18 protein-coding genes are annotated in these 21,276 nt (G+C 71.8%); 10 read left to right on the top strand and 8 right to left on the bottom strand.

What is annotated here, in order from left to right:
* Window positions 1–129: 129 nt before the first annotated feature.
* Entirely contained in the window at window positions 130–825 is a 696-nt protein-coding gene (phoU, locus tag QSV35_RS17200) for a phosphate signaling complex protein PhoU (protein ID WP_286290061.1), read from the top strand.
* Between the two features lie 80 nt (window positions 826–905).
* Here the strand turns inward: phoU and QSV35_RS17195 are convergent, their stop codons facing one another.
* Window positions 906–1,649, bottom strand: coding sequence for a phosphoglyceromutase (locus QSV35_RS17195; RefSeq protein ID WP_286290060.1), 744 nt, complete (start codon window positions 1,647–1,649; stop codon window positions 906–908).
* A gap of 67 nt (window positions 1,650–1,716) precedes the next feature.
* Between QSV35_RS17195 and QSV35_RS17190 the strand changes: the two genes are divergently transcribed.
* Window positions 1,717–2,532 carry a class I SAM-dependent methyltransferase gene (locus QSV35_RS17190; RefSeq protein WP_286290059.1) on the top strand — a complete coding sequence of 272 codons (816 nt, stop codon included), beginning with the start codon at window positions 1,717–1,719 and terminating at the stop codon, window positions 2,530–2,532.
* 121 nt (window positions 2,533–2,653) lie between these two features.
* On the opposite strand, the gene QSV35_RS17185 is transcribed toward QSV35_RS17190, so the two are convergent.
* The 4 genes from QSV35_RS17185 to QSV35_RS17170 form a co-directional block, all read right to left on the bottom strand.
* Window positions 2,654–3,772 carry an FUSC family protein gene (locus tag QSV35_RS17185; RefSeq protein ID WP_286290058.1) on the bottom strand — a complete coding sequence of 373 codons (1,119 nt, stop codon included), beginning with the start codon at window positions 3,770–3,772 and terminating at the stop codon, window positions 2,654–2,656.
* A gap of 7 nt (window positions 3,773–3,779) precedes the next feature.
* Window positions 3,780–4,826, bottom strand: coding sequence for a CAF17-like 4Fe-4S cluster assembly/insertion protein YgfZ (ygfZ, locus tag QSV35_RS17180; RefSeq protein ID WP_286290057.1), 1,047 nt, complete (start codon window positions 4,824–4,826; stop codon window positions 3,780–3,782).
* The gene (locus QSV35_RS17175) at window positions 4,823–5,431 is read right to left on the bottom strand and encodes a nitrobindin family protein (protein WP_286290056.1); all 609 of its coding nucleotides are present in this window, start codon (window positions 5,429–5,431) and stop codon (window positions 4,823–4,825) included. Before QSV35_RS17175 ends, ygfZ begins: the two co-directional genes overlap by 4 nt.
* A 136-nt stretch (window positions 5,432–5,567) precedes the next feature.
* Window positions 5,568–5,858, bottom strand: coding sequence for a hypothetical protein (locus QSV35_RS17170; RefSeq protein ID WP_286290055.1), 291 nt, complete (start codon window positions 5,856–5,858; stop codon window positions 5,568–5,570).
* A 105-nt stretch (window positions 5,859–5,963) separates the two neighbouring features.
* Here QSV35_RS17170 and QSV35_RS17165 point away from each other — a divergent pair, with 105 nt between their 5' ends.
* The 7 genes from QSV35_RS17165 (at window position 5,964) to QSV35_RS17135 (ending at window position 14,045) form a co-directional block, all read left to right on the top strand.
* Window positions 5,964–6,632, top strand: coding sequence for a winged helix family transcriptional regulator (locus tag QSV35_RS17165; protein WP_286290053.1), 669 nt, complete (start codon window positions 5,964–5,966; stop codon window positions 6,630–6,632).
* Between the two features lie 23 nt (window positions 6,633–6,655).
* Complete coding sequence (locus QSV35_RS17160; protein ID WP_286290052.1) at window positions 6,656–9,286, top strand: ATP-binding protein; 2,631 nt, start codon at window positions 6,656–6,658, stop codon at window positions 9,284–9,286.
* Window positions 9,287–9,433: 147 nt separating this feature from the next.
* Window positions 9,434–9,685 (top strand): DUF4242 domain-containing protein, encoded by a 252-nt coding sequence (locus QSV35_RS17155; protein ID WP_286290051.1) that lies wholly within the window; start codon window positions 9,434–9,436, stop codon window positions 9,683–9,685.
* Between the two features lies 1 nt (window position 9,686).
* The gene (locus QSV35_RS17150) at window positions 9,687–10,319 is read left to right on the top strand and encodes a hypothetical protein (protein ID WP_286290049.1); all 633 of its coding nucleotides are present in this window, start codon (window positions 9,687–9,689) and stop codon (window positions 10,317–10,319) included.
* Window positions 10,320–10,429: 110 nt separating this feature from the next.
* Window positions 10,430–12,595, top strand: a complete 2,166-nt coding sequence (locus QSV35_RS17145; RefSeq protein WP_286290047.1) for an RNA degradosome polyphosphate kinase — start codon at window positions 10,430–10,432, stop codon at window positions 12,593–12,595.
* The gene (locus QSV35_RS17140; RefSeq protein WP_286290046.1) at window positions 12,592–13,530 is read left to right on the top strand and encodes an NUDIX hydrolase; all 939 of its coding nucleotides are present in this window, start codon (window positions 12,592–12,594) and stop codon (window positions 13,528–13,530) included. The genes QSV35_RS17145 and QSV35_RS17140 overlap by 4 nt, the downstream gene beginning before the upstream one ends.
* Window positions 13,531–13,559: 29 nt before the next feature.
* Window positions 13,560–14,045: a 4'-phosphopantetheinyl transferase family protein gene (locus QSV35_RS17135; protein ID WP_286290045.1), complete on the top strand. Its 486-nt coding sequence runs from the start codon at window positions 13,560–13,562 to the stop codon at window positions 14,043–14,045.
* Here the strand turns inward: QSV35_RS17135 and QSV35_RS17130 are convergent.
* The 3 genes from QSV35_RS17130 to QSV35_RS17120 are packed head-to-tail and all read right to left on the bottom strand — an operon-like array spanning window position 14,017 to window position 19,956.
* Complete coding sequence (locus QSV35_RS17130; protein ID WP_286290044.1) at window positions 14,017–15,318, bottom strand: M1 family metallopeptidase; 1,302 nt, start codon at window positions 15,316–15,318, stop codon at window positions 14,017–14,019. The genes QSV35_RS17135 and QSV35_RS17130 overlap by 29 nt on opposite strands.
* On the bottom strand, window positions 15,315–19,280 hold the full coding sequence (locus tag QSV35_RS17125) for a Pls/PosA family non-ribosomal peptide synthetase (RefSeq protein WP_419956865.1): 3,966 nt from the start codon (window positions 19,278–19,280) through the stop codon (window positions 15,315–15,317). The genes QSV35_RS17130 and QSV35_RS17125 overlap by 4 nt, the downstream gene beginning before the upstream one ends.
* A gap of 1 nt (window position 19,281) precedes the next feature.
* Window positions 19,282–19,956 (bottom strand): hypothetical protein, encoded by a 675-nt coding sequence (locus QSV35_RS17120; protein WP_286290042.1) that lies wholly within the window; start codon window positions 19,954–19,956, stop codon window positions 19,282–19,284.
* A gap of 205 nt (window positions 19,957–20,161) precedes the next feature.
* On the opposite strand from QSV35_RS17120, the gene pstS reads away from it, so the two are divergent.
* Entirely contained in the window at window positions 20,162–21,271 is a 1,110-nt protein-coding gene (pstS, locus tag QSV35_RS17115; RefSeq protein ID WP_286290041.1) for a phosphate ABC transporter substrate-binding protein PstS, read from the top strand.
* Window positions 21,272–21,276 lie beyond the last annotated feature (5 nt).

Genomic DNA, 21,276 nt, shown 5'->3' with positions numbered 1-21,276 from the left:
CCTCGGGCCCTTGTGCCGTCTGGGCTCGCCGACGAGTATTCACCGAGTCGGCACCATCCGTTAACCTTGGGCGGCGATGATCGCCCACGCGCGTGAAGCCCCCGCGCGCCGATTCAGAAGGGTGCAGCAATGCGCGAATTCTTCCACCAGTCTCTCGAGGACGTCCAGGAGCGGCTCGTCGAGATCTCCGACCTGGTGACGGTCGCGATGGACAAGGCGACGCAGGCGTTCAGCGCGAGCAACGTGGCGCTCGCCGAGGAGGTCATCAGCGAGGACAGCATCATCGACGAGAAGGCCGTCGCCCTCGACGAGCTCGCGATCGAGATCCTCGCCCGCCAGCAGCCGGTCGCCCGCGACCTGCGCATCGTCGTGACGGCGCTCCGCGTCAGCGCATCGCTCGAGCGCATGGGCGACATCGCCGAGCACATCGCCCAGCTCACCCGCATGCGCTTCCCCGAGCGCGCCATCCCGAAGGGCCTCAAGGGCACCTTCAAGCGGATGGGCGAGCTCGACGTCGAGGTGGCCCGCACGCTCACCGAGCTCCTGCGAACGCAGAACCTCGAGCTCATCGAGGCGATCCGCGACGCCGACGACCAGATCGACGAGCTGCACATCTCCGTGTTCGAGAAGGTCCTCGGCGACAGCTGGAGCGGCGAGGCCGGTGCGACCGTCGACGCGACCCTCGCCAGCCGCTATCACGAGCGCTTCGCCGACCACGCGGTCAACGTGGCGAAGAAGGTCGTCTACCTCGCCACGGGCGACTGGAACGTCGACACCGACTCCATCACGATCATCGCCGAGCAGGCGGCGGACACCGAGTCCTGACGCCCGCAGACGACGAAGGCGCCGCATCCGATCGGATGCGGCGCCTTTCTGCTGTCTGCTTCGCGACCTGCGCGGGCGACCTACTTCGCGCCCTGCGCGGCGACCGCGGCGGCGCCGGCTGCGGCGGCTTCCGGATCGAGGTACTCGCCCGGGCCGAGCGGCGTGAGGTCGTCGGACAGGCGGTAGACGAGCGGGATGCCGGTCGGGATGTTGAGCTCGGCGATGTCGTCGTCGCTGATGCCCTCCAGGTGCTTCACAAGGCCGCGCAGCGAGTTGCCGTGGGCGGTCACGAGCACGGTCTTGCCGGCCTTCAGGTCGGGGACGATCTCGTTCTCCCAGTACGGCAGGAGGCGGTCGATGACGAGCTTGAGCGACTCGGTGCGCGGGATGTCGCCGTCGATGCCGGCGTAGCGCGGGTCGCCGACCTGGCTGAACTCGCTGTCGTCGGCGAGCGGCGGCGGCGGCACATCGAACGAACGGCGCCACAGCTTGAACTGCTCGGGACCGAACTCCGCGAGGGTCTGCGCCTTGTCCTTGCCCTGCAGCGCGCCGTAGTGGCGCTCGTTGAGGCGCCACGACCGCTTCACCGGGATCCACAGGCGGTCGGCTTCATCGAGCGCGATGTCCGCGGTCTGAATCGCACGGCTGAGCACGGACGTGTGCAGGACGTCGGGGTGGAGCCCCGACTCGGCGAGCAGCTGTCCGCCGCGCGCGGCCTCCGCCTTGCCCTGCTCGGTGAGCCGGACGTCGACCCAGCCGGTGAAGAGGTTCAGCTGGTTCCATTCGCTCTGCCCGTGGCGGAGCAGGATGAGGGTGTGGGGCATGCCTCCATGGTAGCGAGGGCGGATGCGGCGCCCCTGCCGGGCCGTCACGGCCTGACATGATGGGCGCATGGCACGGGGACCGGTCGGACGCGTGACGCGCGGCACCACCGGCACCAATCGCCTCCGTCGCGTCGATCGGTGGATCGCGGTGCATCCCGCGCTGCGGCGGGCGGACCCGCATCCCCTCGTCGTCGACCTGGGGTTCGGCGCCAGCGCCGTGACCGCCCTCGAACTGGAGGCGCGACTTCGCGTCGCGCGTCCCGACGTCGAGGTCCTGGGGCTCGAGATCGAGCCGGCCCGCGTCGCGGGCGCCCGCGCGCAGCTGGACGTCGTGCGGGCGGGACTCACGCCTTTCGCACCGGACGCCAGGGTGTCGTTCGGGCTCGGCGGCTTCGAGGTGCCCGCTTCCCGCCGGCCCGCCGTCATCCGGGCGTTCAATGTTCTGCGCCAGTACGACGAACAGGACGTCCCCGCGGCATGGGCGCGCATGGCCGAGCGGCTCGCGCCGGGCGGCATCCTCGTCGAGGGCACGTGCGACGAGATCGGGCGCGTGTCGACATGGATCGAGGTCGGGGCGGATGCCTCCCCCCGCACGCTCTCGCTGTCGCTGCGCCTCGCTGAGCTCGAACAGCCGTCGATCGCGGCCGAGCGGCTGCCCAAGGCGCTCATCCACCACAACGTCTCCGGCGAGCGCATCCATGCGTTCCTCGCGGCGCTCGATCGCGAGTGGGAGCGCGCGGCGGGCGTCGCCCCCTTCGGTCCGGTGCACCGCTGGCGCACGGCGCTCGACGCCCTCGTCGCCGACGGCTGGCCCCTGCGCGGCCGCTCGCGCTGGCGGCTGGGCGAGGTCACCGTCCCGTGGGAGGCCGTCGCCCCGGTGTGATTCCCCGCTTCCGCTGACGCCGAGACTCACCGTGGTGTCCCGGACACCCGGCGACGCCGCGTGCGCTGGACGGAATGGCGCGTTTCGCAGCCACCGTCGGGTCGAGCGGCGCCCTGGCCCGTCAGAGGGGCGGGAGGATGTCGCGCGCCTCGGCCGCGGGGAGGCCCGTCGCGGTCAGGAGATCCACCGCCATGGGGCGCAGCGAGGAGATGAGGTCCCGGTCGCCCGGCGAACCGTCGGGGAGGATCGCCCCCGGGTCGAGGCGGGATGCCACGGCCCGCACCGCCTCGCGGGCGGGGATCTGCAGCGTGAGGTCGTCGAGGCTGTCGCCGACGAGGGCGCCCGCGCGCATGAGCTCGGCGAGGAGATCCGCGATGACGGGCCGCGGCATCCCGTCCTCGCACGCGTACGCCGCGCGCCGGGCGACGACGCGCAGATTGCGGGTCGCGAGATCCATCGCCTGCTGCATCACCCGATGGCGGTGCAGTTCGGAGCGGTGCGGGCGCAGCCACGGCGAGAACCCCGCGACGGCGAGGCCGGAGTCGAGCGACATCCTCCAGTCGTCGACGCGCGGCGCGATCGCGCGTGCTTTCTCGAGCGCCCGCGCGGCGCGGACGGCGTCGCCCCGCCGGAGAGCCTGGACGAGCGTCGCCGCAGCCCCGCCCGCGGCGTCGAAGACGGCATGCCCGTCGCGGACCTCCTCGCGCCGGGGATTGCGCGGAATGAGGGCGGTCACGAGCAGCGCTGCCACCCCGCCCACGATGCCGTCGACGAGACGCGAGAACGGCTGCGTCGCCGGCATCGACATGACGATGACCGCCTGGATGCCGGCCATGATCGCGAACGGCGGATACGACGACATGAAGCGTGCGACGGCGAGCGTGGCCGCGAGCGCGAGAGCGAGCTGCCACCATCCGGAGCCGGCGACGAGCACGAGGGCGTCGGCGACCAGGACGCCGAGGAGCATCCCGATGACGGTCTGCAGGACGCGCTTCGGGCGGGCGTCGCGCACGAGCCCGAGGCTCGAGATCGTCACGGTCGCCGCCAGGAGCGGCGCCGGGTGGCCGATGACGTAGCGCGCGAACGCCCACGCGGCGGTCGCCGCCACGGTGATCTGCACGATCGCGATCCACGAGTCCCGCACGCGCGCGAGGTTCGGGCGCACATCGAACCGGGCGCGCCAGCCCGTCGGGATCGCCGCGGTGTACGCCGCCGTCGGCGGACCGCCGCTCCCGCTCATGGCCGCGTCAGGCCCGGCGGCCGAGCTTCGGGATGCGGGGGACGGATGCGGTCGCCCCCGCTTCCGGCGGCACGATGACGTGCTGTGCGGCGGCGATGGGGCCGTCCGCGGTGTCGACGACGAGGTCGGCGTCGACCGGCGCGTTGCGGCGGACCACCGCGAGCGCGATGGGGCCGTCCTCGTGGTGCATGGCTGCGGACGTCACCGCGCCGACGACGACCTCGCCGGCACGCACCTCGTCGCCGGGCGCGGGCACGACGCCGTCGAGCGTCAGCGCGATGATGCGCCGCGGCGGATGCCCGAGGTTGTGCACCTTGGCGACGGTCTCCTGGCCCCGATAGCAGCCCTTGTCGAGGTGCACCGCCGTGCGCATCCAGTCCAGCTCGTGCGGGAGCGTGCGCTCGTCGACGTCCGCGATGCGAGGCCGCCACGCGGCGATGCGGAGGGCGTCGGCCGCGACGGTCCCCGCGATCGCCCCGGGGGACGCGGCATCCACGATCTCCTCGAGGTGGTCTGCGGACACGATCGCCTCCGCCCAGTCGCGTCCCGGGTGGTCCGCGGCATCCGCGTACCCCCAGCCGCCGACCGAGACGCCCGGCCACGGATCGCGCCACACGACGTCGGCGCCGAGCGCGGCGACCGCAGCGGAGGTGCCGCCGATGACGACGAGGTCATCGCGGGCAGCGGGTGCCACACGGAGGCGGAAGCGCATCTTCAGGAGCCACGACAGCAGGCTCTCCGCGTCCGCGCGGTCGGCGATGAGCCACGTCGTCTCCCCGTCGTCGACGACGGACGCGGCGTGCTCGACGTGCCCCTGCGGGTCGAGGATCAACAGCTCGCTGCTCTCCCCCGGCTGTAGGCGCGCGAGCGCCTGCGACGACAGCGAGTCGAGCCACGTCAGCCGGTCCTCGCCCGGGACGCCGAGGACGCGACGGTCGCCGAGCGGCGCGACCGCGGAGCCCGCCTCGAGAGCGCGCTGCTCCGTGAGCGGATTGCCGACGTGCAGCAGGACGCCGTCCTCCACGACCGCTCCCGGCAGAGACGCGAACATCATTCCGCCCGAGCGAGACGGGCGGACGCGTGCGCCGCGAGCTCGTGGCCGAGGGCCGCGACATCCCACGCCCACAGGAGGTGGCCGTCGACGAGGCCGTACATGCGCGTCGCCGCCGCATACGTGCGGGCGTGCTGCGGGCGCACGACGGCATCCGTCGCGATGTCGATGCGCGGGCCGGCGATCTGGCCGAGGTAGAGCTCGCTCACCCCGTCGGAGTGGACGATCGCCGCCTCGATGTCGAAGCCGCCCTGCGCGTTGCGCAGCAGCTCGACGTCATCCGCGGTGCGGGCCGGGGACGAGCCCGGCGCCGGCAGTAGCCCGGGGCCCGCGTCGCCCTCGTGCATCGGGCGCACGAGGCGCCAGAAGCCGATCTCGGCGACGAGCGGCGTGCGCGTGTCGGGGTTCTCGTCATCGAGCAGCCACGCGTTCGCGGAGTAGTTCAAGAAGTCGCCACCGTCGTGGCTGAAGCTCACGCGGTGCGCGAACTCACCCTTGAAATGCTGGGCGTCGGTCTCGTAATCGATGACGCCGGTGCCCTCCCACACCCCGATGAGCCACGAGAGCGGCGCGAGGTCGGCGGGCAGATCGGTCGGCAGGTCGAGCACGACGGCCTCCGGATCAGCGCTGGCCGCGGTACAGGTTCTTGATGACGACGCCCGCGGTGAAGAGGATGGCGAGCGAGGCCAGCGCCAGAAGCCCGACGAAGAAGAGTTCCAGTGCGACGAGGTCCATGCCTCTACCTTAGACCGCCACGATCGCGGCCAGACCGAAGCCGACGCCGATGACGCCGAGCACGAGGAGGGCGCCGAGCACGCTCATCCCGACACGGCGGATGAATCCGTCGGGGCGGCCGGCCGCGAGCTGGATGGCGAACGACAGGATGACACAGCCGCCGAGCACGATCGCGAGCCACGTGGCACGGGTGCCGAGGGGCGCCAGGACGCCCGCGACGACGCCCACGACGGCGGCGACGATCCACACCGCGATGACCCCGCCGAGGGCGCTGCGGGGAGCGGGCTGCGGTGTCGACATGCCTCCATTGTCGCCCACGCGGCGCGCGGCGCGCATCCCGCCCGGGTCCGGCACGACGCGGACCTCTAAGATGAGGACACGTTCCCCGCCCCGCCCGGAGGTCCTTTGGCACAGCTCTTGGTCCTCAGCTCCGCGCCGGGAGGAAGCCTCGCGCTGCCGGCGCTGGAACTGCTGAGCCACCGCGTCCGGCAGATCCCCGCCCAGGCCGCGCAGCTCGCGAACGCCCCGGCGGCCGACGTCGTGTTCGTCGACGGCCGCACCGATCTCGCGCAGGCGAAGGCGCTGTGCCGCATCCTGGACACCACCGGCCACGAGGCGCCGATCGTCCTCATCGTCACGGAGGGCGGGCTGACGGCGGTCACGAGCGAATGGGGCGTCGACGACGTCGTCCTGGTCGCGGCGGGCCCGGCCGAGGTGGATGCCCGCATCCGGCTGGTCATCGGGCGGGCCGCCGCCGCCGCGTCCGTCGACACCAGCGTGCAGACGAGCGGCATCACGATCGACGAGTCGTCGTACTCCGCGAAGGTGGGCGGCCGCCCGCTCGACCTGACGTACAAGGAGTTCCAGCTCCTGCACTTCCTCGCGACCCATCCGTCGCGCGTGTTCACGCGCGAACAGCTCCTCTCCGAGGTGTGGGGCTACGACTACTTCGGCGGCACGCGCACCGTCGATGTCCATGTGCGGCGTCTGCGCGCGAAGCTCGGCGACCTCGAGCAGCTCATCGGCACGGTCCGCAACGTCGGCTACCGCTTCAACGCGCACGACGAAAGCTGACCGATCGGAGGATAATCGGACACGTGGCGCTTCTGGAGCGCGACGCGGCGCTCCGATCCCTGGGGGACTATGCGACCGACGCCCATTCCGGGCTCGGCCGGCTCGTCCTCGTGCCCGGCGAGGCCGGAGCGGGGAAGACGGCACTGGTGGACGCGTTCGCCGGCGCGTTCGACCCCCACGGGCGCGTCCTGCGCACCGCGTGCGACGGTCTGTTCACGCCGCGTGCGCTCGGCCCGCTCTTCGACCTGGCCGCGGCGACGAAGGGGCCCCTCGCCGAAGCCGTCTCGGCCGGAGCCGGTCGCGATGCGCTGTTCGCGGCGATGCTCGCCGAGGTCGACCGCCCGGGCGAGACGACGATGCTGATCGTCGAGGATCTGCATTGGGCCGACGCATCCACCCTGGATCTCGTCCGCTTCCTCGGCCGCCGACTGCGCGAACGTCGGGTCCTCATGCTCGTGACGTACCGCGACGACGCGCTCGGCCTGCACGATCCTCTGCGCGTCGTGCTCGGCGATCTCGCACCGCTTCAGGGCACGCGACGGATCGATCTGCCCGCGCTCTCGGAGGATGCGATCGCACGCCTCGCCGCCGGATCGGGCGTCGGATCCGCACGCGAGGAGGGGATCGACGCAGGGGCGCTGCGGAGGCTCACGGGCGGCAACCCCTTCTACGTGACCGAAGTGCTCGGGAATCCGGGCGCCGGCATCCCGTCGTCCGCGCGTGACGCGGTGCTCGCCCGCCTCGCCGCAGTGCCGGAGGGGACGCAGGGCGCGATCGAGCTGTGCGCCCTCGCCGGCTCGACCGTCGAGCCCGCGCTGCTGCGCGCCGCCGGCATCGATCCGGATCCGGTGATCGACGCGATGCTGGCCTCCGGCATCGCCGTCTCGACCGGTAGAGAGGTGCGTTTCCGGCACGAGCTGACACGCCTCGCCATCGCGGAGGCCACGACCGCCCACCGCCGGTCGGTGGCGCACACCCGCATCCTCGCGGCGCTGCGTGCGACCGGGTGCGCAGATGACGCGCGGCTTGCCCACCACGCGGACGAGGCGGACGACTCCGCCGCGGTCCGCGAGTTCGCGCCGCGGGCGGCGCGGCGCGCGCGGGCGCTGTCCGCCCACCGCGAAGCGGCGACGCAGTTCGAGCGTGCGCTGCGTTTCGTCCCCGCCGGCGCATCGACGACCGGATCGGCTGATGCGGCGCTCGCGGCCGAGCGGGCCGAACTCCACGACGAGCTCGCCGAGGAGCTGGTCATCCTCGACCGATGGAACGAGGCTCAGGAGCTTCTCGCCGAGTCGATCGCGGAGTGGGAGCGGCTGGGCGACCGTCTGCGGCAGGGCGACGCGCTGCGACGGCTCTCCCGATCGCAGACCGGCGACGCAGCCCACGGCCCCGCCCGCGCCGCCGTCGACGTCTTGGAGCCGCTCGGCGAGACGCCCGAGCTGGCGTGGGCGTGGGACGCCCTCGCAGCCACTGCGATGGCGGTCGACGAGGACGAGGCGCTCGCCGCATCCTCCGTCGCGTACGACCTGGGGGTGCGCCTCGGCCTGCCGGAGGTGCAGAGCTCGGCGCTGAACACGCGCGCGTGCGTCCTCTCCATGGACGGGAGGACGGAATGGCTGGAGACGATGCGCACCGCCCTCCAGCTCGCCATCGACTCCGGTGCCCATGTGCGGGCGGGACGCGCGTACGCCAACCTGGTCGGCATCCTCGGTGGACTGTACGAGTATCCGCAGGCCGAGCGGTGGTACGCCGAGGGCATCGCCTACTGCGACCAGCACGACATCGGCACGTACGCGACGTGCCTCCGCGGTTATCAGGTCTGCAACCTCGCGCACGAGGGGCGATGGGATGAGTCGCTCGACCTCGCACGGCGCATCCTCCGCACCGGCGGGTCCGACTTCAACCTCGCGACGGCGTACCACTCGCTCGCCGCGATCGCGATCCGCCGTGGAGATCCGGATGCGGCCCGCCTTCTCGACGACCTCGACGATATCGCCGCGCACGCGGGCATGGACTACTGGGCGGTCCACGGAGCGCTGCGCCGAGCGGAGGCGGCGTGGATCGCCGGCGACGACGCCGCCGCTCGTGCCGCGCTGCCTGCGGCCGCTGCGGTCCCGGCGCTCTCCGATCCGTGGGAGCGCGGGCAGTATCTCGTGTGGGTGCGCCGCGTGGGCGGGATGCCGCATCCCGTCGACGGCGCGGTGGCGGACGCCTTCCGATTCACTCTCGACGGCGACGCCGCCGCGACGGCGCGCGCGCTCGACGACCGCGGTGCGCCGTACGATGCGGCGCTCGCCCTCGTCGACACGGGGGATGCGGACGCCATGCGCGACGCTGTCGTCCGACTTGAGCGTCTCGGTGCGAACGCCGCGGCCGACCGCGTGCGCCGTGATCTGCGCGCCGGTGGCCACGCGGCTCCCCGCGGCCGGCGCGAGTCGACGGTCGCTCATCCCGACGGGCTGACGGAGCGCGAGGCCGACGTCTTCGCCCTCCTGCAGGAAGGACGGACGAACGCGGAGATCGCCGCGGACCTGTTCATCTCGACCCGGACCGTCGACCATCACGTCTCCGCGATCCTCGCGAAGCTCGGCGTCGGCAATCGGGCCGCCGCCGCAGCGCATTCACGCGAACGCGTCACCGCACCTCCGGCATAGGTGCTCCCCCGGCTCGACCCTCGGCGCATAGGCAGTCCATGCACCCAACATGGGTGATCCCGCCGATCCGGCGGGGCTCGTCCGCGACCTACCGTCAGGAGTGCCCGGCCGACAGGCCGGGCGGAATCATCGGGGAAGGAACGAGACATGCCCCTTTTCATGGATGTCCACGAGATGGACGGAGCTGTGGCGGTCGGCGACGTGGCGAAGGCGCACATGGCCGACCTGCAGACGCAGGACAAGTACGGAGTGCACTACCTGCGGTACTGGGTGGACGAACCGGAGGGGCGGATCTTCTGCCTCGTCGAGGCACCCTCGGCCGATGCGGCGAACACCGTCCACCGCGAGTCCCACGGGCTCGTCGCCACCAGCATCTACCAGGTGCAGGAGGGCAGCTGACATGCGCGGCAGGATGCGGTCGCGCATCGCCGCGATCGCCGCGACGCTGATCGTGGTGGCGGGGGCGGGGATCGTCGCCACGGGCTCGGCGTCGGCGGACGCCTCCGCCGGCACCCTCGGGATGTCGGCGATGCCGGGCATGGGACCTGCGACCGGGCAGGCGCACCAGAGCCAGCTCGACCCGGTGCGCAACGCCCTCGCGGTGTATGCGGACTTCGGCGGCGCCGCGCGCCTCGCGGACTACCCGACCGGCCCTGTGCCGAAGGTGTCGGGTCCGCAGGCCGGCCAGACGTGCATCGTCGATCCGGCCGGCTCCGGTGCGATGGGCGAGCACTACGTGAACCTCGCGAACGTGACCGACGGGACGATCGACGCGATGCATCCGGAGGCCCTCATCTACGAGCCGCATCCGGACGGGTCGCGCGTGCTCGTCGGCGTCGAGTACATCGTGTTCCAGAGCCAGTGGAACGCGACGCATCATTCGCCGCCGCGGCTGTTCGGCCAGACGTTCATGTCGTTCGACGCCTCGAACCCGTTCGGGCTGCCCGCGTACTACGCGCTGCACGCCTGGCTGTGGCGCGCCGACCCGTCCGGGACCTTCGCGATGTACAACCCGGCCGTGCACTGCCCGTAGGCATGTGACGTGCGCGGGCCCGCCGTCATGGGGAGACGGCGGGCCCCGTGCGCGCGATGGCGGCGCCGTTCGTTAACCCGCTGGTCGCAGGCGCCTGCAATGATGTTGGGATGATCGAACCCGAGGTGCTCGACGCCGGTCTCGGCGACGCGGACGACGACGACTTCGACCTGGACGAATCCTTCGACTCCGAGCTGCCCGAGAACCGCTATCTCGACCGCGAGCTGAGCTGGCTCGCATTCAACCAGCGCGTGCTCGAGCTCGCGGAGGACCCGTCGCTGCCCGTGCTCGAACGGGCGAACTTCCTCGCGATCTTCGGCAGCAACCTCGACGAGTTCTTCATGGTGCGCGTCGCGGGGCTGAAGCGCCGCATCGTGACCGGCCTCGCGATCCCGACGAATGTCGGCCGTGCGCCGATCGACGTGCTCGCCGACATCTCCGCCGAGGCGCACCGCCTGCAGGAGCGGCACGCCGACGCATGGCAGATCCTCGTGCAGCCGGCCCTCGAGGAGGCCGGCATCCATGTCACGACGTGGGATGCGCTCACCGACGGCGAACGCGATGGTCTCTACCGCTACTTCCAGGCGCAGGTGTTCCCGGTGCTGATGCCGCTCGCGGTCGACCCGGCGCATCCCTTCCCCTACATCTCGGGCCTCTCGCTGAACCTCGCCATCCGCATCCGCAACGCCCGCACCGGGCGCCAGGAGTTCGCGCGCCTCAAGGTGCCGCCGATGCTCCCCCGGTTCGTCGAGGTGCGCCGCGAGGACGGCGGCGTCAGCTACCTTCCGCTCGAAGACCTCATCTCCAACAACCTCGGCGACCTGTTCCCGGGCATGGAGATCCTCGACCATCACGCGTTCCGTCTCACGCGCAACGAGGACGTCGTGATCGAGGAGGACGAGACCGAGAACCTCATCCAGGCGCTCGAGGCGGAGCTGCTGCGGCGCCGGTTCGGGCCGCCCATCCGTCTGGAGGTCACGGACGACATGGATGACGTGACCCTCGACCTGCTCATCAGCGAGCTGGCGATCACCGAGCAGGAGGTCTACCGTCTCCCCGGCCCGCTCGATCTGCGGGGCCTGTTCGATCTCTTCCGCATCGATCGGCCGGACCTCAAGTACCCGCCGCACGTGCCGACGACCGTTCTCGCCTTCCAGCCGGGCGACACCAACGAGCGCCCGGACATCTTCGCCGCGATCCGCAAGGCGGACGTGCTCGTGCACCACCCGTACGAGTCCTTCGCGACGAGCGTGCAGGCGTTCCTCGAACAGGCCGCGAAGGACCCGCACGTCCTCGCCATCAAGCAGACCCTGTACCGGACGTCCGGCGACAGCCCGATCGTGCAGGCGCTGATCGACGCCGCCGAGGCCGGCAAGCAGGTCCTGGCGCTCGTGGAGGTCAAGGCCCGCTTCGACGAGGCCGCCAACATCGTGTGGGCGCGCAAGCTCGAGAAGGCCGGCGTCCACGTCGTCTACGGGCTCGTGGGCCTCAAGACCCACTGCAAGCTCGCCCTCGTCATCCGCGAGGAGGAGGGGGTGCTGCGCAGCTACAGCCACGTCGGCACGGGCAACTACAACCCGAAGACCTCCCGCATCTACGAAGACTTCGGCCTGTTCACCGTCGACGAGCAGGTCGGGCGCGACCTGACCCGCCTGTTCAACGAGCTCTCCGGATATGCGATCGAGAAGAAGTTCAAGCGCCTGCTCGTCGCTCCCCTGCACCTGCGCAAGGGCCTGCTGCGGCTCATCGAGCGCGAGCGCCGCAATGCGCTCGCAGGGTCCCCGTCGGGCATCCGCATCAAGGTCAACTCGATGGTCGACGAGCAGATCATCGACGCGCTCTACCGCGCGAGCCAGGCCGGCGTCCCGGTGGAGGTGTGGGTGCGCGGCATCTGCTCGCTCAAGCCCGGCGTGGAGGGGCTCAGCGAGACGATCACCGTGCGCAGCATCCTGGGCCGCTACCTCGAGCACTCGCGCATCTTCACGTTCCACAACGACGGCGACCCGCTGGTGTACATCGGCAGCGCCGACATGATGCACCGCAACCTCGACCGCCGGGTCGAGGCGCTCGTGCGGGTCGTGGCTCCCGCGCACCTGAAGGAGCTCGACGATCTCTTCACCCTCGCGATGAGCGATGGGACGAGCTCGTGGCACCTCGGCCCCGACGGCGAGTGGATCCGGCACCGCGTCGACGAGGAGGGGAAGCCGCTCGTCGATCTGCAGGATCGGACGATGAGCGTCGTCCATCGCCGACGCCGAGCGCGGGCGGTCCGATGACGGACACCGCTGTCTACGCGGCGGGGGGCGTCGTCTGGCGACGGGTCGACGGGAGACTGCTGATCCTCGTCATCCACCGCACCGCGTATGCCGACGTGACCCTCCCCAAGGGCAAGGTCGATCCGGGCGAAACGCTCGCCGAGACCGCGGCGCGCGAGATCTACGAGGAGACCGGCATCCGGGTCGCCCTCGGGATCCCGGTCGGCGTCTCGCGGTATCGGATGCCGAGCAAGCGGCAGAAGATCGTCCACTACTGGGCGGCGGAGGCGACCGACGACGCGATCCGCTCGTCGGCGTTCGTCCCGAACAAGGAGATCGCCGCGCTCGAGTGGGTGACGCCGAAGAAGGCGCGCAGCTACCTGAGCTACCCGGTCGACATCGAGATCCTGGAGAACTTCCTGAAGGTGGTCGACGACGGCGTGCTGGAGACCTTCCCCCTCGTCGTGCTGCGCCACGGGCGGGCCACGGCCCGCGAGCACTGGAGGGATGCCGACGCCCTGCGTCCTCTGACCGCCAAAGGCGCACGCCAGGCGAAGGCCGTCGCCGGCCCGCTGCGGGCCTTCGGCGTCCGGAAGATCATCTCCAGCGACGCCGTGCGGTGCGTGACGACCGTGACGCCGCTCGCCGCCGAGACCGGCCGGCGCATCGAGCGGACGGAGCAGCTCAGCCAGGATGCGTGGGAGACCGGCGAAGCGGACGTGCGCGCCGTCATCGGCAAGCGCGTGCGCAAGCGCACCCCCGTCGTCCTATGCAGCCACGGGCCGGTGCTCCCCGACATCCTGAACGAGATCGCGCTGGCCACCGGCACGCTGCGCGGGTCGTACCTCGGCAGCGCCTCCGCGCTCGAGCCCGGCGCGTTCTCCGTCGTGCATCTGTCGGCGACGAACCCCGGCTCCGGGATCGTCGCGATCGAGACCCACGAACCGCGCGACTGACCCGGTCTTCCGGTGATCGACGGAGTGCGGTGATCGACGGCCTGCGGATCGCGTGGCGGCCCGTACCTCCCGGGACCGCGCGCCGCGACACGGCATGGGCGCTGGTGCGCGAGCTCGTGGGCGACGTCGACATCGTCGCGCCGTGCCCGTTCTGCGGCGGCCCGCACGGTCCTGTTCAGCTGCCGGGCACGCCGTGGCGGGCGAGCGTGTCGTACGCCGGTGAGGTCGCCGTCGTCGGTGTGATGCCGGCGGCGGATGCGACGGCCTTCGGGATCGACGCGGAACCGGCTGGAACGCCCGGCGCACGCGCGTGGACGCGGGTCGAGGCCGCGCTGAAGGCCGACGGTCGCGGCCTTCGGGTCGCCCCGGAGTCGGTGCGCATCACACCGGACGGGTCGGAGTGGACGGCGGTCGTGCCGGGACGGGACGGCGAGGGTGAGCGCCGGTATCGCGGCGTCGACGTCACGGCGCCGGACGACCTCGTGGTCAGCGCTGCGTTCCGCGCGGCATCCTGAGCGGCGGGAGTGCTGGGAGCGGCATCCGGTCGATCCACTCCGCGAGGAGCTCCGCGTGCCCGGCAGCCGCGACGAGCGCCCGGAAGTCGTCGGTCGTCACGAGCGCATGCCGATGGCGGGTCGTCCAGTCGCGCACGAGGTCGAAGAACGCGTCATCCCCCAGCGTCATCCGCAGGGCGTGGAGGGCCAGCGCTCCGCGCTTGTACACGCGGTCGTCGAACATGTCGTCCGGGCCGGGATCGGTCAGCAGCAGATCCTGGGGCTCGGCGCGCACGAGCTCGTAATGCTCGCGGGCGAGCGCGTCGGCGCTCGGCCCGCCCGACGCCTCCGACCAGATCCACTCGGCATAGCAGGCGAAGCCCTCATTGAGCCAGATGTCCCGCCAGCGCGCCAGCCCGACGCTGTTGCCGAACCACTGGTGGGCGAGCTCGTGCGCGACGAGGCGGTGGGATGCGGCGTCCAGATGATTCGCGCCGAAGACGGCGAGTCCCTGCGCCTCGAGCGGGATCTCCAGATCGTCGGGGGTGACGACGATCGTGCACGACTCCTGCGGGTATGGCCCGAACGCGTCGCCGAAGACCTCGAGCATGCGCGGGACATCCGCGAAGGCCGTCCGGGCGGCCACCGCGAGGGGCGCCGGATGGGCGAGGGCGATGGGGACCGGCCCGTCGAGAGGTGTCTCGCGGTAGTCGCCGACGTGCACCGCGACGAGATACGTCGCCGTGGGGACGTGCGATTCGTAGACGGCCGTGGACATGCCTCCGGCACGGCCCGCCGACAGACGGACGCCGGTCGCGATCGGCGTGTAGGGGGCGTCCGTCCGGATCCGGATCCGGAACTGCGCGCGATCGTCCGGGCGGTCGTTGCACGGGAACCACGTCGGAGCGCCGATCGGCTGCGACGCGACGAGCGCGCCGTTCTCGAGCTCTTCCCAGCCGATGGTCCCCCACCGGGTGCGGCGCGGCACCGGGGCCCCGGCGTACACGACCTCGACGGAGAACGCCTCGCCCGCTGCCAGCGGCGCGGGCGGCGTCACCCGCAGCCCGTGGGCGCCCTGCCGGAACGTCGTGCGGCGATCCCCGTCGACGCGCACCCGCGTGGCGCGCAGGCCCACGAGGTCCAGCGCGAACGAACGGAGCGGCAGGGCGGCGACGGCGTTGATGACCGCGCGTCCCTCCAGCCGGTTGACGCGCACCTTGTACGCGAGGTCGAGGTCGTACGACTCGACATCGAACGACGGATCGCCGCTCTGCGGCGTGTACGGGTCGCTCACGACGACTGGTACGAGCGGACCTTCACCGCACGCCAGGGGCCGATGGGGTTGCCGCTCCACCTGCTGCCGACGGGGACGGTCTCGCCGCGCATCACGAGGGACGCGGGACCGACCGTCGCGTGGGCGCCGATCGTGGCGGCGGGCAGGATCACGCTGTGCGGGCCGAGGGTCGCTCCGGCCTCGAGTTCGACGGCATCCATGCTCATGATTCGATCATGGAACAGGTGCGTCTGCACGACGCAGCCGCGGTTGACCGTCGCTCCGTCGCCGAGGGTCACGAGGTCGGGCTCGGGGAGCCAGTAGCTGTCGCACCACACGCCGCGGCCGATGGTCGAGCCGAGGCTGCGCAGCCACACCGCGAGCGCGGGCGTGCCGGCGGCCGCGCGTGCGAACCAGGGGGCGGCGACCATCTCGGTGAACGTGTCGGACACTTCGGTGCGCCAGACGAAGCTCGACCACAGCGGCTTCTCCCCCGGATGGATGGGCCCGACCACGATCCACTTGACCAGGGTCGAGACGCCGGCGGCCACCGCACCCGCGGCGAGCATCACGAGCCCCGATAGGAGCAGCGTCCACCAGGGGCCGATCGACTCGACGAGAGCGGCGAGTGCGAACAGCACGAGCAGTCCGATGGCGCAGGATACGAACACCGGCACGATCCGGCCGAGCTCCCACAGCGACCGCGCGAGGCGAAGTCCGAACGGCGGGTTGTACGTGCGGCTCTCGTCGCCGGTGGCGGACAGTCGCCGCAGGCGCACGGCGGGCGAGCCGAGCCACGACGACCCTGCCTTGGCCTTGACCGGGGCGGAGGACAGCACCGCGACGAGACCGTCGCGCGGCACGCGGTGTCCGGGCGCCGCCATCCCGGAGTTCCCGAGGAACGCGCGCTTGCCGATCCGCACGCTCCCGAGGCGCAGCCACCCTGCGTGCAGTTCGTAGGAGGCGACCATCGTGTCATCGGCGAGGAACGCGCCATCCTCGATCTGCGTCATGGACGGGATGAGAAGAACGGTGGATGCCTCGACATCGCGGCCGACGCGCGCACCAAGCATCCGCAGCCACACCGGGGTGAACAGGCTCGAATACAGCGGGAAGAGGATCGTCCTCGCCGAGTCGAGGAGACGCTCGATCGTCCACGCCTGCCACGCCGGGCGGCTCCGGATCGGATACGTGCCCTCCGCGAGCCGGAGGGACAGGAGCCGGACCAGCACGACGACGGCGCCGGCGAACACGAGACCGACGACGAGCGTCGCCGGGATGAGCCACGCGAAGGCGCGCCCCATCGCATCGGCGAGGTCGGCTGCGCCGCGCATCCCCTGCGCGAGGACCAGAGCGCCCACCGCGAAGGAGACGATCGGCAGCAGCGCGAGCCCCACGGCGGACGCCGCATACGCCCACAGCCAGCTCGTGCGGTGCGGTGGGCGCCCCTGCGGCCAGTCGACCGCGGTGCCGCCGACGCGTTCGGCGGGTGAGCCGGCCCACGTCTGATCGGCCCGCACGCGCCCGAAGACGGCCGAGCCCGGCGCGATCTCCGCGCGGCGGCCGATGCGCGTCCCGGGCGCCAGCGTGCTGCGCGCACCGACCGTCGCCTCGGCGCCGATGCGGATACCGCCGATGCGTAGGACGTCTCCGTCGATCCAGGAGCCGCGGAGGTCCACCTCCGGCTCGATCGAGGCGCCGTCGCCGATGTCGAGCATCCCCGTGATCGGCGGGAGCGTGTGCATGTCGACATCACGGCCGATCTTCGCTCCGAGCGCGCGGGCGTAGTAGGTGACCCAGGGTGCGCCGGCGAGGCCGACGGCGTCCACCTGGTCCGCGATCTGCTCCGCGAGCCACAGCCGCAGGTGGACCGCGCCGCCGCGCGGGTAGTCGCCGGCCGCGACTCCCGCCAGCAGCAGCCGCGCGGCGATGACCGACAGCGTCATGCGCCCGAACGGGGTCGCGAAGATCACGAGGCCGATGACGAGGACCCACCAGGGCACGGACGGCAGCGAGTCGAATCCGGGGAACAGCCGCAGGATGCTGCTCGCCGTCAGCAGGTACAGGAGCCAGCGGACCCCGGTGAGGATGAACAGCGGCGCACCGGCGAGCGTCTGCACCCACTGCGTCGACCGCGGGGTCGGCTCCGGACGGTGGAACGCCTGCGGCTCGTCCGCCTCGAGGAACGGGCCGAGCGCCTTGGCCATCGCGCCGAGGCGCGGCACGTCGTAGATGTCGGCGACCGAGAACTCCGGCACCTTCGCCCGCAGCCGGGAGACGAGCTGCGCCGCCGCGAGGGAGCCGCCGCCGAGGTCGAAGAAGTCTGCCTTGCGGTCCGGCACCGGGAGACCCAGCACCGCCTGCCACTGCTCGGCGAGCCACGCCTCGGCCGGGCTGAGCCCCGGCGCGGGCGCCTCCACTCCCGGGAGCGGCCACGGCAGGGCCGCCCGATCGACCTTGCCCGATGTGCGCACGGGCAGCTCGTCGACGACGGCGAGCAGGGGCACGATCGCGGCGGGAAGGCGCTCGGCGAGCAGCGCCCGAGCCGCCGCCCGGTCGAACCCGGACGGGTCCACCGCGACGAGGTAGCCGACGAGCACCGGCACCCCGGCATCCGTCGTCCGCACCGCGGCCGCCGCGCCCGTGACGCCCGGAAGCTCCTGCAGTGCCGACTCGACCTCGCCGAGCTCGATGCGACGCCCGCCGACCTTCACCTGGTCGTCGGCACGCCCCTGGAAGACGAGACCCTCCGGTTCGTAACGGACGAGGTCGCCGGAGCGGTAGGCGCGGTCCCACCCGAGCTCGGGCATCGGCGCGTACTTCTCGAGGTCTTTGACCGGGTCGAGATAGCGCGCGAGACCCACGCCGCCGATGATCAGCTCGCCTGCCTGCCCGGCAGCGACCCGTACGCCCTCGGCGTCGACGACGGCAAGCGCCCAGCCGTCCAGCGGCAGGCCGATGCGGACGGGACCCGTGCCGTCCATGAGCGCCGCGCACGCGACGACCGTCGCCTCGGTGGGACCGTACGTGTTCCACACCTCGCGTCCCTCGGAGACGAGGCCCGCGGCGAGGTCGGGAGGAACGGCCTCCCCGCCGAAGATCAGCAGCCGCACGTTCTCGATCGACTCGGCCGGCCACATCGCGGCGAGCGTCGGCACGGTGGAGACGACGCTGATGCCTTGGCGGATGAGCCACGGCGCGAGATCCTCCCCGGAGCGCACCAGCGACCGCGGCGCAGGAACGAGGCACGCCCCGTGCCGCCAGGCGAGCCACATCTCCTCGCACGAGGCGTCGAACGCGACGGAGAGCCCCGCGAGCACGCGGTCGCCCGGACCGAGCCGCGCATCCTGCAGGAACAGGCGCGCCTCCGCGTCGACGAAGGCGGCCGCCGACCGGTGCGAGACCGCCACGCCTTTCGGGACGCCGGTGGAGCCGGACGTGAAGATGATCCAGGCGTCGTCCTCGGGGGCGGGCGGCGGCACCGTCACGACGGAGTGGGTGCTCGGATGCGGGGCCGTGCCGTCGAACAGCGGGGATGCCGCATCCGGCTCGGCCGTCTCACCCGCCGCCGGGGTGTACGCGCCGCCCGCGCCGATGATCCCGCGCACCTTCGCCTCCCCGAAGACGAGCCGCGCCCGCTCGTCGGGGTCGTCCGCATCCACCGGGACGTACGCGGCACCTGCCGCGAGCACGCCGAGGATCGAGACGTAGAGCTCCTTCGCGCCGGAGGGGACGCGAACGCCCACCCGGTCGCCGCGCCGGACGCCGGCGTCGTGCAGCCGCACCGCCGTGCGGCTGACAGCCGCCATCAGCTCGCGGTAGCTCAGGACGACGGATCCGTCGTCGATCGCGGACGCCTCCGGGTTCCGGCGGGTCGTCTCGCGCAGGATGTCGATCAGTGTGCGCGGCGCGGGTGCGAGCTCCGATCGATCCAGCACCCGCTGATCGGGCCCCTCGGGCGGATGCCCCGGCGTCGCAGCCACGTCAGGAGAGCAGTTCGATCAGCTGCGCCTTCGTCAGGCGCGAATATCCGGAGTACCCCGCATCGCGGGCGCGGGCGCGCAGCACGACCACCGTCAGCGCGGCGAGCTCGACCTCGATATCGCCGGCATCCGTGGCATCGCCTTCGACCCCGATTCCGACGGGCTCGGCTCCCTCGTCGACGACGCCCGCCTCATCCAGGACCTCCTCGACGACGACCTCGATCGCCTCGAGCTCGGACTCGTCGACCATCTCGAGTCCCGCGACCAGCTGATCGAGCTCTGCGTCGACATCGTCCACCGTGATGACGTCGACGGAGACCACCTCCACGGTCACCTCGGCGTCTCTCGACCTCTTAGCCGCAGCCTTCGCTCGCTTGACCGCCTTCGCCTCGGCCGCCTCGGCACGGGCGATCTCGACCTTGCGCAGCGCCTTGTCGGTTGCGGCGAGGACCGCATCCGTCGCCTTCTCCGCCTCCTTGCGTACGCGCTTCGGATGCTTGCGGACGGCCTTCTTCGAGGTGTCCGCCACATCGAAGGCGTCGGATGCGGCGGCGCGCAGCTTCTTCGCCTGCTTGCCGGAGAGATCCTTCGCCACCTTCTTCGCGATCTTGGCCGCGCCCGCAACGTCCTCGAGCGCATCGAACGCCTGCCGTTCCGCCTTCGTCGTCTTCCCCATGGCGCATACGCTAGCGGAGCGGGATGGCCGACTCGAGAGGCATCCGCATCGAGATCTCCGCCCGCTTATACCCGGATATCCGCGAGATCCCGCGGTCGTTCACCTTCCGTTCACCGGCACAGCGCACTCTCTTAAGAGTCGATGTCTACGGTCGTGCCCGAGCCTGCACCGGGCTCGACACCCTGACACGTGAAGGATTCACACAGTGAAGCTCTCCCGCATCGCCCAGCTGGGCGCCGTGGCCGCCGTCGCGGTCCTCGCCCTCGCCGGTTGCGCCTCGAACGAGGGCGGCGCGCCCTCGACGAGCGCCCCCGCCTCCGACGCCCCGAAGCTCTCCGGGACCCTGAACGGCATCGGCTCGTCGGCGCAGGGCGCCGCGCAGACCGCGTGGATCGCCGGCATCCAGACCGCGAACAACGGTCTCACCATCAACTACGACCCCCAGGGCTCGGGGGCCGGCCGCAAGTCGTTCATCTCGGGCGCCGCCGACTTCGCCGGCTCCGACGCCGCGCTGAAGGACGAGGAGCTCGCGGGCACCTTCGCCCTGTGCAAGCCCGGCACCAAGGCCATCGACCTGCCGGTCTACATCTCCCCGATCGCCGTCGCGTACAACGTGCCGGGCGTGAAGGACCTCAAGCTCGACGCCGAGACGATCGCCAAGATCTTCTCCGGCAAGGTCACCAAGTGGAACGACCCGGCGATCGCCGCGCTCAACAGCGGCGCGTCGCTCCCGGACGCGACCATCACGGTCGTGCACCGCTCGGACGACTCGGGCACGACCCAGAACTTCACCGACTACCTGGCTCAGAACGCGCCTGACGCCTGGACGGCCCCGGCCGCCCAGACCTTCCCGTTCCAGGTCGGCGACGCCGCCAAGGGCACCTCGGGGGTCGTCGCGGCCGCCAAGAACGCCCAGAACTCGATCACGTACGTCGACGAGTCGGGCATCGGCACCTCGGGCCTTCAGGTCGCGCAGCTGAAGGTCGGCGACTCGTTCAACAAGATCTCGGCCGAGGGCGCCGCCAAGGTCGTCGCCGACTCGCCGCTGGTCTCGGGCCGCGCCGCGAACGACCTGGCGATCCAGATCAACCGCAAGGACACCCAGGCGGGCGCATGGCCGCTCGTCCTCGTGTCGTACGTCATCGCGTGCCAGAACTACACCGATGCGGCGAAGGCCGCGCTGGTCAGCGGCTACGTGCAGTACATCGCCTCCGACGCGGCCCAGCAGACCGCCGCGACGCAGGCCGGCTCCGCGCCGCTGTCGGCAGACCTCGCCAAGAAGGTCTCCGCGGCAGCCGCGAGCATTAACAAGTAAGTCGC

The organism is Microbacterium candidum (genome assembly GCF_030315975.1).
Classification (GTDB): domain Bacteria; phylum Actinomycetota; class Actinomycetes; order Actinomycetales; family Microbacteriaceae; genus Microbacterium; species Microbacterium candidum.
Note: the sequence above shows the minus strand (reverse complement) of the source record. Positions and strands in the feature narration are given on the sequence as shown.